Origin of the sequence: Nocardioides sp., assembly GCF_014360585.1 — a bacterium.
Classification (GTDB): domain Bacteria; phylum Actinomycetota; class Actinomycetes; order Propionibacteriales; family Nocardioidaceae; genus Nocardioides.
In genome coordinates, this window is sequence record NZ_JACIXG010000029.1 from 1 (window position 1) to 12,644 (window position 12,644).

General features: G+C 68.7%; 12 protein-coding genes and 1 tRNA gene. 9 read left to right on the plus strand and 4 right to left on the minus strand.

All coding sequences use genetic code 11. The annotated features are described in order from the left end of the window. The first annotated feature begins 718 nt into the window (after window positions 1-718). From H5T77_RS11610 to H5T77_RS11620, 3 genes are all read left to right on the plus strand, one after another. Complete coding sequence (locus H5T77_RS11610) at window positions 719-2,512, plus strand: alpha/beta hydrolase family protein (RefSeq protein ID WP_292649262.1); 1,794 nt, start codon at window positions 719-721, stop codon at window positions 2,510-2,512. Between the two features lie 78 nt (window positions 2,513-2,590). Then, window positions 2,591-2,664 (plus strand) — tRNA-Asp (locus H5T77_RS11615). Window positions 2,665-3,202: 538 nt separating this feature from the next. Further along, window positions 3,203-3,874 carry a hypothetical protein gene (locus tag H5T77_RS11620; RefSeq protein ID WP_292649265.1) on the plus strand — a complete coding sequence of 224 codons (672 nt, stop codon included), beginning with the start codon at window positions 3,203-3,205 and terminating at the stop codon, window positions 3,872-3,874. Window positions 3,875-3,935: 61 nt separating this feature from the next. On the opposite strand, the gene H5T77_RS11625 is transcribed toward H5T77_RS11620, so the two are convergent. After that, the gene (locus H5T77_RS11625) at window positions 3,936-4,982 is read right to left on the minus strand and encodes a hypothetical protein (RefSeq protein WP_292649268.1); all 1,047 of its coding nucleotides are present in this window, start codon (window positions 4,980-4,982) and stop codon (window positions 3,936-3,938) included. A gap of 282 nt (window positions 4,983-5,264) precedes the next feature. Here H5T77_RS11625 and H5T77_RS11630 point away from each other — a divergent pair, with 282 nt between their 5' ends. After that, window positions 5,265-5,612, plus strand: a complete 348-nt coding sequence (locus H5T77_RS11630; RefSeq protein ID WP_292649271.1) for a WhiB family transcriptional regulator — start codon at window positions 5,265-5,267, stop codon at window positions 5,610-5,612. A 30-nt stretch (window positions 5,613-5,642) separates the two neighbouring features. Continuing rightward, the gene (locus H5T77_RS11635) at window positions 5,643-5,999 is read left to right on the plus strand and encodes a metallopeptidase family protein (RefSeq protein WP_292649273.1); all 357 of its coding nucleotides are present in this window, start codon (window positions 5,643-5,645) and stop codon (window positions 5,997-5,999) included. Here the strand turns inward: H5T77_RS11635 and crcB are convergent. From crcB to H5T77_RS11650, 3 genes are read right to left on the minus strand one after another with little or no spacing between them, the layout of a single operon-like run. Further along, entirely contained in the window at window positions 5,996-6,364 is a 369-nt protein-coding gene (gene crcB / locus H5T77_RS11640) for a fluoride efflux transporter CrcB (protein WP_292649275.1), read from the minus strand. The two genes, H5T77_RS11635 and crcB, sit on opposite strands and share 4 nt — an antisense overlap. After that, on the minus strand, window positions 6,361-6,855 hold the full coding sequence (locus H5T77_RS11645) for a fluoride efflux transporter FluC (RefSeq protein ID WP_292649277.1): 495 nt from the start codon (window positions 6,853-6,855) through the stop codon (window positions 6,361-6,363). The genes crcB and H5T77_RS11645 overlap by 4 nt, the downstream gene beginning before the upstream one ends. Before the next feature lie 12 nt (window positions 6,856-6,867). Next, complete coding sequence (locus tag H5T77_RS11650) at window positions 6,868-7,806, minus strand: ATP-binding protein (protein ID WP_292649279.1); 939 nt, start codon at window positions 7,804-7,806, stop codon at window positions 6,868-6,870. Between the two features lie 322 nt (window positions 7,807-8,128). Between H5T77_RS11650 and H5T77_RS11655 the strand changes: the two genes are divergently transcribed. The 4 genes from H5T77_RS11655 to H5T77_RS11670 all read left to right on the plus strand — a co-directional run bounded on the left by H5T77_RS11655 (window position 8,129) and on the right by H5T77_RS11670 (window position 12,591). Continuing rightward, window positions 8,129-9,571 carry an NAD(P)/FAD-dependent oxidoreductase gene (locus tag H5T77_RS11655; RefSeq protein ID WP_292649282.1) on the plus strand — a complete coding sequence of 481 codons (1,443 nt, stop codon included), beginning with the start codon at window positions 8,129-8,131 and terminating at the stop codon, window positions 9,569-9,571. A 172-nt stretch (window positions 9,572-9,743) separates the two neighbouring features. Beyond that, complete coding sequence (locus tag H5T77_RS11660; RefSeq protein ID WP_292649285.1) at window positions 9,744-10,583, plus strand: alpha/beta fold hydrolase; 840 nt, start codon at window positions 9,744-9,746, stop codon at window positions 10,581-10,583. Then, a complete protein-coding gene (locus H5T77_RS11665; protein ID WP_292649288.1) occupies window positions 10,580-11,521 on the plus strand; it encodes a metal-dependent hydrolase in 942 nt (313 codons plus the stop codon). The genes H5T77_RS11660 and H5T77_RS11665 overlap by 4 nt, the downstream gene beginning before the upstream one ends. Beyond that, complete coding sequence (locus H5T77_RS11670) at window positions 11,518-12,591, plus strand: PDR/VanB family oxidoreductase (RefSeq protein ID WP_292649290.1); 1,074 nt, start codon at window positions 11,518-11,520, stop codon at window positions 12,589-12,591. Before H5T77_RS11665 ends, H5T77_RS11670 begins: the two co-directional genes overlap by 4 nt. Window positions 12,592-12,644: the final 53 nt, after the last annotated feature.

Genomic DNA, 12,644 nt, shown 5'->3' on the forward strand with positions numbered 1-12,644 from the left:
GGATGGTAAGTGGCCCGAAGGGCCACCCTCCCGCTCCTTCAACATCATCCGTCCGAGGAATGAATGCGCTGCGCCACACCCGGGCCGCCGCCCCGATAGCCAGCCAAATTTTTTCTCGACGTGGTCCGGTGTCAAGGACCGCGAATGCGGCCGGCGTAGCCGGCGGCCGAAGGCCGTCCTTGACTCCGGGGCATGTCGAGAACACCCTTCAAAGAAGGGTCGGCGGCCCAGGCCGGCCTCGGGTGGGACGTTCCGGCAGGGAGGTCTCGACAAGCTCGACCACCGGGAGCGAGAGACGTCCCGGCAGGGAACTGTGTTGGTCTCGACACGCCTCCGCCTAGCGGCTCCGGCGGCTCGACCAGCGGGGGCGAGGGTCTCGACAAGCTCGACCAGCGGGGGTGGGGTCTCGGCAGGCTCGACCACCGGTGTCGGGTGTCTCGGCAGGCATGACCAGCGGGACGGGGGGTCTCGGCAGGCTCGACCGCCGGTGACAGGGGGGTCTCGACAAGCTCAACCACCGAAGCGACTGTGTTGGTCTCGACACGCCTCCGCCTAGCGGCTCCGGCGGCTCGACCAGCGAAGGCGGGTTCGACAAGGCCAGCGAAGGCGGGGTTCGACAGGCGCGAACAGCGGGATGAGGGCCCCGACATGTCCGGCCCCTGAAACAGTCGGCCCCGCGTAACCCCGTGTTTCTCACGACATAAGAGACAATCAAAAGGTGGTCTCGCTCCTCTACCTTCACGGCGTCGGCAACGGTGACCCGCGCGACGCCTGGCGCCGTGCGCTGGACAAGGCGCTCCAGGATGTCGGCTACCCGGGGCTCGACGGGGTCGAGGTCATTGCGCCGAAGTATCCGGACGTGCTCCGCACCGATATCGCTGACCGGACCCTGAGGATCCCGCCGGTCACGACGCCGAGGCTGAGCGCCGAGGAGCAGCGGGGCGTACGCCGCCGGGTCGAGCGCGCGACCGCTGAGCTCGAGAAGATCCTCGGTGAGCCTGTCCCGGCATCACCGGTCGGGGTGACCGACTCGCTGGCGCCGATCGTGCTGAGGGTGCTCCGCCAGGCGCACAACTATGTGACCAAGCCCGGGATCAGGGCGCGTACGCTGCGGATGGTCCTCGACGAGCTTCCCGAGGAGGGTGAGATCGTCATCGTCGGCCACAGCCTGGGCTCGATCATCGCGATCGATCTGCTGCGCCGGCTCCCGCCGAAGCTGACGGTCGTCGGGCTGGTCACCATGGGCAGCCCCGCCGCCCACCCGAACCTCCACGAGGACTCCGACCGTCTGGAGATGAAGTCGCCTGTCGACCACGTCGGCTGGTGGGTCAATGTGTGGAGCAACGGCGACGCGGTGACCGGCCTGCGGGGCATCTGGCGCCACTTCCCGTGGGCGCTCGATCTCCAGGTCGGGCTCGGTCTCGATCACCGCACCACCACCTACCTCCGCTCCAAGCCGGTCGCCACCGCGATCGGACGCGGCCTGTTCGGTTCGCTGACCAAGGAGATCGCGCGCGTCGAGGGCACCCCCGACGTCGCCCTCAACTCGCTCGAGGTGCGCCTGGCGCTGTGGCTCGCCTACGCCCAGTTCCTCCGCGACCACCTCAAGGGCGCCACCCAGGAGCGCTTCGGCGCCGCCCTGCGCGTCGTCCAGCACGAGGTCCTGGAGCGGGTGATCGAGAACTACCAGCACGACGGCGTACGCATCCCCCAACAGCTCTTGGACCTGCGCGTCTCGCCCGACCTTCCCAGTGACCAGGACCTGCCCCGGCCCAAGCCGCTGACCCAGCTCTCCAAGGAAGAGGCCGTCCTCGCCCTGGTGGCACTGGCGACCGCCAACCCGGTGCGGCCGTATGAGATCGACGTCCCCGACGACGTACGCCGCCAGGCATTCCACGACCTGACGGTCTGGATGGGGCTCGGTGGCGGCCTCGGCGAGAACCTGCACATCGCGATGCAGTCCGCGTCGAAGGCCGTCTACCCGGTCGACCAGTGGAAGCTGTGGGTCGGCATCGGGATCGGGGCCGCCGTGCTGGTCGCCGGGCCGATCGGACTCGCGCTGGCCGCCCCGGCCGGGCTGGCCGGGGGAGCCGCGATCATCGGGGCGCTCTCCGCCTTCGGTCCCGGTGGGATGGTCGGCGGGCTCGTCACCGCCGGCGCGATCACCACCACCGGCGCCGGCACGATCGCCGCGACCCTCGTCTCCAGTTCGTCCACCGCCGAGGACGTCGAGGTCACCGTCATCCAGCTCCTCACCGCAGCCATCCTGCGCTCCCGCGAAGGTCTCGAGCAGGACCTCGGGGTGTGGCTCGCGATGTCCGAGATCCAGCGTCAGACCGGGCGCGAGGTCGCCCGGCTCGCGGCGTACAGCGACGAGAAGGCCCCCGGTGTCGAGGCCCTGCGGCGCAAGGCCCGGGCAGCCGACCGGGCGATGGCGTACATGGTCAAGAACCGCCTCGTGGAAGGCCTCACCGACGAGGAGCCGAAGGGCGAGGAACCCTTCGAGGAGTAGGACGCCTCCCCGATTGTGAATCCTCCGCGCCCATGGGCTATGTTTTTCCCGTTGCCGCAGAACAGCGGAAACAAACTAGGCCCTGTAGCGCAGTTGGTTAGCGCGCCGCCCTGTCACGGCGGAGGTCGCGAGTTCAAGTCTCGTCAGGGTCGCTCGAAACGAAGACGACGTGTGACCGCAAAGCGGTCCACGTCGTTTCTCGATTTACATGGCGGCCTCCGGCCGCGGCGGGGTCTTACCGCCGACCCCTTTAGTTGTTCGGCGTGATCGTTCGCGTGGGCGGCTGTCGTGTGGGTTACCCGGTCATCCGGGTATCCCTGGGGCTGGTGTTACTGGTGCGATCCGCGGTGTGCCCGGAGGGCGGGACACGCCGGGCGGTGGCGAGCGCGGGGGAGGGCGTGCGTGGGAGGGTGGTCCTCCTGCTTCGGCAGGAGTCTCGGGCCAGAGGTCCCCCCGACCTCACCCCGGCTCGGGCCGTTCGACCCTGTGGGATATAAGCCGAGTAGGCGGTAACGTGCGGGCTGCTGTCCTCCCGTGAGAGGATTCTGCCGCTTGTGTCGACGTCGCAAATTCGGCAGGGCACGGGGGAACGACTTAGACGTTCGGTAATCAGGAGGCAACACCACCATGTCGTCGTACTACCCGCATCGGCCGCCCCATGCGGCGAGTGCGGACGAGCTTGCGTCGCGGATGCAGACGAACGGTGCCTACCGCACCCCGTCGGCGCCCGCCCAGCAGCAGCCCCCCGCCCTTGGTTGGGACCAGCGTCCGCAGCAGTCTCAGGCCCAGCCGCAGTACCAGGAGCCGGCGATCCAGCAGCCGGCGGTGATGGCGCAGACGACCGGCACGCACTGGCCGCAGTTCGTCAACAACAACCGCCTCATCGGTGCCCTCGTCGCCGGTTTCGGCGCGACCCAGCTCGCCACGATGTTCGGCTACTGGATCTACGGCCTCGGCATCATGGACGGTCCGCTGGACTTCGCGTTCTTCAACGGCGTCATCCTGACCCCGAACGCCACCGCCAACGAGGCCGGCTTCGCCGTCTCGCAGTGGTTCGCCGGCATGGGCTTCCACTACTTCAACGGCATGGTCTTCGCGCTCGCCTACGCCCTGGTGATCTTCCCGTGGCTCGGCAAGACCCACACCACCTCGAGCAACCTCGCGCGTTCGCTCGGCATGGGCATGTTCCTCGCCACCGCCTCCTGCGGTTGGTGGATCCCGGCCCTGCACCCGGAGGAGGTCATCGGGATCGACCCGGGCTTCTTCTCGACCAACCTCGGATGGGGCACCGTCCTGGGTGTCTACCTGTGGCACCTCGTCTGGGCCGTCGCCCTCGGTCTGTTCTTCAACCCGCAGGACTGACCCACAGCAGACACGAGAGAGCCCCAGCCGGTCGGCTGGGGCTCTCTTCGTATGTAGAGGGCTAGTGCTCCGGCCAGGCGTCGAAGACCTGGCCGCCGTTGGTGGTCAGGTGGTTGTGCAGCTGCTCGCCGGCGGCGGCATCGCGCAACGTACGAAGTACGAGACGGCGCTGGTCGGCCGGGTTCGCCGACGGCGGAGCCGGGGTCAGCGCCATGGTCTCGGTGACCCGCTCGACCAGCAGGCGCAGGTGGCTGCGCTCGCCACCTGCGTAGATGACGTGGGTCTGCTCGAGCGGGGAGGCCCACAGGATGTTGCCCTCGACGACGATCAGGCGCGACTCGGTGGACATCACCTTCATCTCGACGTCGGTCATGTTCTGGAGCATGTCGGCACCGGCGAGGATCGACTCACCTTCGTGCAGGAAGGCCGGCAGTGCGTGGGCGAGGTTGGCCTCGACCAGCGCAGCCTCCTCGCGGGCACGCTGCTGCGCGCCCTGCTGTCCGGCATAGCCGCCGACGGCGCGCTGGGCGCCCGTGCTCGGCGACTGACCGTAGTAGGAGCCGGTGTTGGTGCCGTACGGGCCCTGGTTGGGGTAGTAGGAGCCGGTGTTCGGGTAGGACACTTGGGCAGGGTAGGACCCGGGGGCCGGAGCGACGCCGTAGCTGCTGGGAGCGGGCTGACCCTGGGAGCTGCCGGAGCCGTACTCGCCACCCCAGCTGGCGTTGACGTTCAGCTGGGCGCCGGCGGCGCGGGCCGCGTAGTCGAGGGTCGGGAAGAAGTCGTGGAAGGCGTCCTTGTCCCGGATCTTCATCGTCGTGGAGTACGACGATCCGGGCACGAGGGCCTCGATGATGAAGTCGCCCAGGCTGGGCGGGGGCGGGACACCGATGAAGGTGACCACGGCCAGGTTGACCGAGAAGACGCGCTCGTGGAACTCGAACATCACCCGACGGTCGGTCAGGAACGCGTGGCCTGAGGCATTTCCCTCGTGGGGGAACTTCACCGCGACCCGTGCCCACTGGACCTCGCCCGGCTGGAGCAGGGACTTCACCAGAAGCCAGTCCCGGGACTCCGAGGCGATGGCTCGGCTGTTGGGGTCATGCGCCATCCGTCTGTGGAAATCCTCCACCGGTCGGTGGCCCACGGTGATGGACGCCGAGGCCTTTCTCATTGAGCGCATGATCGCAAACCCTAGCCCTTCCTCCCTCTAGTGTGGACAGTTTGTACCAGCAGGGTCGCGGTGTTGTGGAATCCCCTGTTGTAGATGACAGCTCAACTCTGCGTGACCGCTCCAAGCACCTGCCTATTGACAGAAAACTGACAGGCCATCCGACCACCCTCTTCTGTGGGTATCCCTGAAGACGGGGATCAGCGAGGGGATGGGGCTGTGATGACTGGTTCGCCTGTGGCGACGGCGAGAGAGGCCACCGGCGTGCACTGGAGCGAGCTGCCGTGCGCGATCGAGGACGGAGACCTGTGGTTCGCCGCGACCAGCGTCGACGCGGACCGGGCCAAGGCGCTGTGTCGTACGTGCCCGCTGCAGCTCTCCTGCCTGCAGGGTGCGATCGCCCGGCAGGAGCCGCACGGCGTGTGGGGCGGCGAGGTTTTCTACGAGGGGATCGTGGTCGCTCGCAAGCGCACCCGCGGCCGTCCGCGCAACGGAGAGCTCCACCAGCGGGACCTGGAGCGCCAGGCTCGCGCAAACCTGCGAAAAAATACTCCTGAAGCGGTTGCGTAGAAGTATCTGTCACCCGGCAGAATAGCGGGTGTGGGGATTGAGATAAGCCCAGAGCGCTTCGACGCACTCGTGGACCAGGCGCTCGACGCCGTCCCGGACGAGCTGGCTGCCCAGGTGCACAACCTCGTCGTGCTCGTCGAGGAGTGGCCGCCCGAGGGCGAGCCCCAGGGGACCCTCGGTCTCTACGACGGGGTGGCGCTGACCGACCGCAACGACCTCTACGGAGGCACTCTCCCCGACCGGATCTTCATCTTCCGTCAGCCGCTGCAGCAGATGTGCGTCGACGAGGACGATCTGGCCGCCGAGATCCGCATCACCGTCATCCACGAGATCGCCCACCACTTCGGCATCGATGACGACAAGCTCCACGAGCTCGGCTGGGCCTAGACCGCCGACCCGGCCACCCAGCCGAGGCTGACCGCGATCGCACCGACCGCGAGCGAGCCGACGACGTTCAGGGCCGCCGATCGCCACCGGCCGTCCTCGGCAAGGCGGACGGTCTCGTAGGAGAAGGTCGAGAACGTGGTCAGCGCCCCGCAGAAGCCCGTGCCGACCAGGGTGAGCACCCACGCAGGAAGTACGCCGCCCGCGGCCGCCCCGGCCAGCAACCCGATCACGAGGGAGCCGACGGCGTTGACCGCCATCGTCCCCCAGGGGAAGTCCGCGCCGGTCCACTGCCGGACGTAGAGGTCGGTCAGGTAGCGCGCCGGCGCACCGACCGCGCCGCCGAGCAGGACGAGGAGCACGGTCACCGCTGCTCTCCTTCGCCCGGGTCGGGAGCAGGGTCGGGACCGAGGTCCGGGTCGACGCAACCGACCACGACCTCGCGACCGCTGTCGAGGACGATGACCCGGCCGAGGGTCAGCCCGAGCCAGACGGCGGCGACCCCGGCGACCACCGAGACGAGCAGATAGAGCATCGCCAGCGCCGGCGCATGCCCGATCAGGACGTACATCTCCAGCTCGTAGGTCGAGAAGGTGGTGTAGCCGCCGAGCACGCCGACTCCGAGGAAGGGACGCAGGTAGCGGCCCCAGAACGGGACAGTCGACCACGGACCCAGGACGAAAGCCATCAGCAGGCCGAGCAGCAGACAGCCGGAGACGTTGGCGAGGAGCGTCGCCCACGGCCATGTCGATTCCTGGGGGCTCTGGGGGAGCGCCTCCGCGAGGCCCCAGCGGGCCAGCGACCCGAGCGAGCCTCCCGCGGCGATGGGGGCGAGCAGGTCGCGATGCTCACGCAGCACGCCGACAGCGTACTAGTGCAGCGGGCCGATCATCTGGGTCCCGCACCAGCGGGTCGGGCGCCCGCCGGCGGCCTGGGTGAGGTATTCGCCGAGGAACCAGCGCTGGAAGGCGACCTGCTCGGGGGAGCGGGCCAGGACGAGCAGCCGCTCCTGGCGGCAGAACTCGTCGATGAGGTCGAGCATGTCGAGGAAGCGGCGCATCGTCTCGGCCGCGGACCGCGGCATGCGCACGTGCAGGTCTGCCGTCTCCCGGTGGGCGCCGGAGCCGATCACCCCGGAGAGGTGACCGTGGCCGAGGCCGTCGAGGAGCTGGCGCTCGAGCGAGCCGAAGAGGGCCGAGAGGCTGGCGGCGAGCGGGTAGTCGTTGGCGTGCGCGAGGGAGAGAAGGCGCACCTCGCGCCTCAGCTCGCGGAAGTGATGCTGGAAGCCTTTGTAGAGCGCAACGGGTACGCCGAGGATGCTGACGTCCACGGTCTCGGAGCCGAGGCGTTCGGGCCTCGGTGGCGCGCCGGCCGGGCCGGTGATCACGCCCTCGACCCCGTCGCCCTCGTCGATCTCCGCGGCTGGGGCGAACCAGACGGTCTTGCCGGACGCGTCGATGTCGGCGCCCCACGCGTCGGAGACGCTGGCCACGATCGAGAGGCCGCGGCCGACGGTCAGCAGGACCTCCTCTTCGTCGTCGAGAGCGAGTGGGACCGGCAGCAGCGGTGGCTCGGTCGAGGCATCGCGGATCTCGACGCGGGGGTGGTCGACGGTGCCGCGCATCCGGATCGTGACCGGAGCGGCGCCGTGGAAGAGGGCGTTGGAGACCAGCTCGGAGACGCCGAACTCGGCGCACTCGGTGAGTTCGGCGCGGTCGATCTCCTCACAGGCCGCCCGGACCCAGGAGCGGGCGTCCTGGACTGCGCGGGAACCGGTGCGGAGCAGAAGAGCTGGCCGGCTCAACGGCATGGTCTCCTCCTCCGAGCTCGGGGGTTCGCAGTACACACGATCGCGTTGTGTGTCGTTCGTTGCAAGGATTTTCCGCACTTGAAGGTGTCTGATCTTGGCCATGGACCACTAGGGCACAAGGTCCCGCCCGCCCTCACAGATTAAAGTCAGCGGGTTTCGATCCGACAACAGACACGCGGCAGAAACGCATGCTCAGCGGCTGACTGGCAACTGTGACCAAGTAGTCCCACCCGGGAATGAACAGATCCGCCGGAATGGTTCAGAATATGAGGTGGAACGTTCAAACGGTCTCTTGTGTTTCAGGTAGCGGAGGGTATTGGCAATGTCAGCGGACCAGGCAAAGCACCGGGTCGTCATCATCGGTTCCGGCTTCGGGGGGCTCTTCTCCGCGAAGGCGTTCAAGGGCCGCGACGACGTCGAGGTGACCTTGATCGCGAAGACGACCCATCACCTGTTCCAGCCGCTGCTCTACCAGGTGGCGACCGGCATCCTCTCGCAGGGCGAGATCGCCCCGCCGACCCGTGACATCCTGCACCGGCAGAAGAACGCCAGCGTGCTGCTCGGTGAGGTCAACGAGATCGACGCCGAGGCCAAGACGGTCAAGGCCACCATGCTCAACCAGCAGATCGACGTTCCCTACGACTCCCTGATCGTCGCTGCCGGCGCCGGCCAGTCCTACTTCGGCAACGACCACTTCGCCGAGTTCGCGCCCGGCATGAAGTCGATCGACGACGCGCTCGAGCTGCGTGGGCGCATCTTCGGTGCCTTCGAGATCGCCGAGCTGACCGCCTCGCGCGGTGAGCCGATCGGCGACCTGCTCACCTTCGTCGTGGTGGGCGCGGGCCCGACCGGCGTGGAGATGGCCGGCCAGATCGCCGAGCTGTCCCACCGGGTGCTGAAGAACGACTTCACTCACATCTCCTCGGAGAAGGCGCGAGTCGTGCTCGTCGACGCTGCGCCGCAGGTGCTGCCGCCGTTCGGCGAGAAGCTCGGTGCCAAAGCGCAGAAGGCGCTTGAGAAGGCCGGTGTGGAGGTCGTCCTCGGGGCGATGGTCACGCACGTCGACGAGTTCGGCATCGAGATGAAGTTCAAGGACGGCCAGACCCAGCGGATCGGCTCGATCGCGAAGATCTGGGCCGCGGGCGTCTCGGCCTCCGAGCTGGGCAAGACGCTCTCGGAGCAGACCGGCGCCGAGCTCGATCGCGCCGGCCGGATCGCGGTCAACCCCGACCTCACCCTGCCGGGCCACCCCGAGATCTTCGTGGTCGGCGACATGATCAGCCTCGACCACCTACCCGGTGTCGCCCAGGTCGCGATCCAAGGTGGCAAGCACGCGGCCAAGACCATCAAGGCCCGCCTGAAGGGCAAGCCGGATCCGGGCGACTTCAAGTACTTCGACAAGGGCTCGATGGCCACCATCAGCCGTTTCAACGCCGTCCTCAGCATGGGCAGCTTCAAGCTGTCCGGCGTCCTCGCCTGGTTCGGCTGGCTGGTGGTCCACCTGGCCTACATGACCGGGTTCCGCAACCGGCTCACCGCGACGCTGCACTGGATGATGTCCTTCATCGGCAGGGACCGCTCCGAGCGCACCACCACCATGCAGCAGATCTTCGCCCGCGAGGCGCTCGAACGCGTCCCGGGTGGCATGGCCGCCCTCATCGACGACCCGGACGAGGTCGCCGCCCAGGTGGAGGCCCGGCGCAAGGAGCTCGAGGAGCACGCCGCGGAGGAGTCTCGTCTGGCTGACTCCCGCAGCGCCTCGTAGCCTCGGCTCTCCGAACCGGCCCGCCGCAGACCAGATTTGCGGCGGGCCGGTGGTTTTCGACGGTGATCACTGTGCCCGGCCGAGTCCTGCTCAGAAGAAGTGCTTGCTATTGTTTGCGGGGAAGGTGTCTCATTAACTGATGGGATGAGATGCCTGCGACGTAGGAGGACGCATGACCGAGCAGACCAAACGGCTGGTCGAGACCACCGATGGGCTGAGGCTCGCGGTCTACGAGCGTGGGCCGGCCGACGCCGAGACCGTGGTGCTCGTCCACGGCTACCCCGACAACCACTCCGTCTGGGACGGAGTCGCGGAGGTGCTCGCCGAGCGGTTCCACGTCGTCGCCTATGACGTACGCGGCACGGGGGAGTCGGGGGTTCCCGACTCGACCAGCGGCTATCGCCTGGCACAGCTCTCCGCGGACTTCGAGGCGGTCATCGACGCCGTCTCGCCCGACGCGCCGGTGCATGTCGCGGCGCACGACTGGGGCTCGATCCAGACCTGGGAGTCGGTGACCGACCCGGCCCTGAGCAGCCGGATCGCGACGTACGTTTCCATCTCGGGGCCGGACCTCGGGATGGCGACCGCGTGGCTGCGTGAGCGGACGCACCTGCGGAGCTCGCTGCGGCAGCTGGCCCACTCCTGGTACGTCTTCGTCTTCCAGGCGCCGCTGCTGCCGGAGGCGATGGTGCGCTCGGGGCTGCTCGCCCGGTTCGTCGGTGGCGGACCGCGGCCGACGAAGGACCAGGTCAACGGGGTCGAGCTCTACCGCGCGAACTTCCTCGGCAAGCTGGTCCGTCCGGAGCCGCGACCGACCGACGTGCCGGTGCTGGTGATCGCCCCGCGCGACGACGCCTACGTGACGGTGCCGCTGCAGACCGAGGCTCCCCGGGCGTACGCGACATCGCTGGTCACACAGGTCATCGACGGCGGACACTGGGTGGTGACCGCGGAGCCGGAGCTGATCGCCGGCGAGATCGCGGCCTTCGTCGAGAAGGAGGGTGTGCGATGAGCAAGGAGAGCAAGCGCGGGCACGAGCCGGCCAAGGTGGCCCTCCACCCGCGGAACGTGAAGTTCGACTGGAGCCGGCTGCCGCTGGTGTGGATCCCGGGCGAGGCCTTCGCCTCCCACTACGTCAACGTGCTGCACCTGCTGCTGCCCGAGGGCGAGCGGTGGTTCGTCAAGGTGTTCTCCGAGATCCTGCCGCTGATCGAGGACGACCAGCTCCGCGAGGACGTGATCGGCTTCATCGGGCAGGAGGGCGTGCACGCCGCCGCCCACCAGGAGGTGCAGGACTACTTCACCGCCAACGGCCTCGACGTACGTCCGTTCGCGGCCGAGATCGAGGCGCTGTTCCGCAAGATCCTGGGTGACCGCGACCTGACCGGTCGGGCCAAGGAGGAGTGGCTGATCGAGCGCGCCGCGATCATCGCCGGCCTCGAGCATCTCACCGCGGTGCTCGGCAACTGGGTGCTCAACTCGCCCGCGCTCGACGAGGCCGGCGCTGACGAGACGATGCTCGACCTGCTGCGCTGGCACGGGGCCGAGGAGGTCGAGCACCGCAACGTGGCGTACGACGTCTTCCAGCATGTCGACGGGCGCTATCTCCGTCGGGTCCGCTCCTACCTGCTCGGCGGCACTGCGCTGCTCGTGCTGTGGTGGCGCGGTGCGCAGTACCTGATGGACCACGACCCGACGCCGCTCGATCCAGCGCAGCCCGATCCAGCGCAGCCCGATCAGGCCAAGCGGTCCAAGGCCACTCTGCTCAAGCTGATCGACGCCGAGCGCCGCGGGCTGGTGCCCGGGGTCGTACGCATCGGGTGGGCGACCTGGAAGTTCTTCCTGCCCGCCTACGACCCGTCCAAGGAAGGGTCGACAGCCCAGGCGGTGAGCTACCTGGCCAAGTCGCCCGCGGCGCTGCGGGCCGACGCCCTCGCGGAGGGCCAGTGAAGCCGGCACGCTACGCCGTCCCGGACATCCCCGACTCGCGGCTCTACAAGGGCTTCGAGGCAGTCGTCGCGGGCTACTGGACCAAGGCCGCCTACCGGTCCTGGCGCCGCCGCAGGCCGCTCGGCCGGATCGACCGCGATCTCCACGTGCGCGTCAGCCGGATCGACCAGGAGGGCGCCGACGTCAAGGCGATCTGGTTCGAACGCGAGGACGGTGCCGCCCTCCCGGTCTGGGACCCGGGCGCCCACGTCGACGTGGTGCTGCCCAGCGGGAGGCTGCGGCAGTACTCGCTCAACTCCGACCCCGACGACCTCTCTGCCTACCGGATCAGCGTGCGGCTGATCGAGCCGACCGCCGGGGGAGGCGGCGGGTCGGTCGAGGCGCACTATCTCGCCGTCGGCGACCAGCTGGTGCTGAAGGGGCCGCGCAACGCCTTTCCGTTCGTCGACTCGCCCGCCGGCTATCTCTTCGTCGCCGGCGGGATCGGGATCACCCCGATCCTGCCGATGCTGCGCGACGTGGTGCGCCGAGGCGTGCCGTACGAGTTCGTCTACACCGGCCGCTCGCGCGACACCATGCCGTTCCTCGAGGAGATCCGGACGATCGTCGGCGACCACGAGATCCAGCTGTGGCCCGACGACGAGATGGGCATCCCGGACGCCGCCAAGATCATCTCGTTGGCGCCTGCGGGAGCCGCGCTCTACTGCTGCGGTCCGATGCCGATGATCGACGCGATCCGGGCACAGATCCCCGATCCGCAGATCGACCGCCTGCACTACGAGCGGTTCTCGCCGCCGCCGGTGCTCGGCGGCCGCCCGTTCCGGGTACGCCTCGACGACTCCGGGACCGAGGTGGAGGTGGGCGCCGAGGAGTCTGCTCTGACGGCCGTCCGCCGGGTGCGGCCCGCCCAGGCGTACTCCTGTCAGCAGGGTTTCTGCGGCACCTGCCGGGTGCGGGTCCTGGAGGGGGAGGTCGAGCACCGCGACCACGCCCTGGCCGACTACGAGCGCGAGGGGCACATGATCCTGTGCGTCTCCCGAGCGCGGGGGACCGTCGTGATCGACGGCTGATGCCGTCCTGGCCGGCCCCCGTCCGGCACGATCCGGCGTTATCGGTTTGTCCG

Excerpts from the sequence above, each read along its gene's own strand:
- H5T77_RS11625 (WP_292649268.1), bottom strand. The coding sequence starts at position 4,982 with ATGGCGCATGACCCCAACAGCCGAGCCATCGCCTCGGAGTCCCGGGAC.
- H5T77_RS11660 (WP_292649285.1), top strand. The coding sequence starts at position 9,744 with ATGACCGAGCAGACCAAACGGCTGGTCGAGACCACCGATGGGCTGAGG.
- H5T77_RS11665 (WP_292649288.1), top strand. The coding sequence starts at position 10,580 with ATGAGCAAGGAGAGCAAGCGCGGGCACGAGCCGGCCAAGGTGGCCCTC.
- H5T77_RS11655 (WP_292649282.1), top strand. The coding sequence starts at position 8,129 with ATGTCAGCGGACCAGGCAAAGCACCGGGTCGTCATCATCGGTTCCGGC.
- H5T77_RS11630 (WP_292649271.1), top strand. The coding sequence starts at position 5,265 with ATGACTGGTTCGCCTGTGGCGACGGCGAGAGAGGCCACCGGCGTGCAC.
- H5T77_RS11620 (WP_292649265.1), top strand. The coding sequence starts at position 3,203 with ATGCAGACGAACGGTGCCTACCGCACCCCGTCGGCGCCCGCCCAGCAG.
- H5T77_RS11650 (WP_292649279.1), bottom strand. The coding sequence starts at position 7,806 with ATGCCGTTGAGCCGGCCAGCTCTTCTGCTCCGCACCGGTTCCCGCGCA.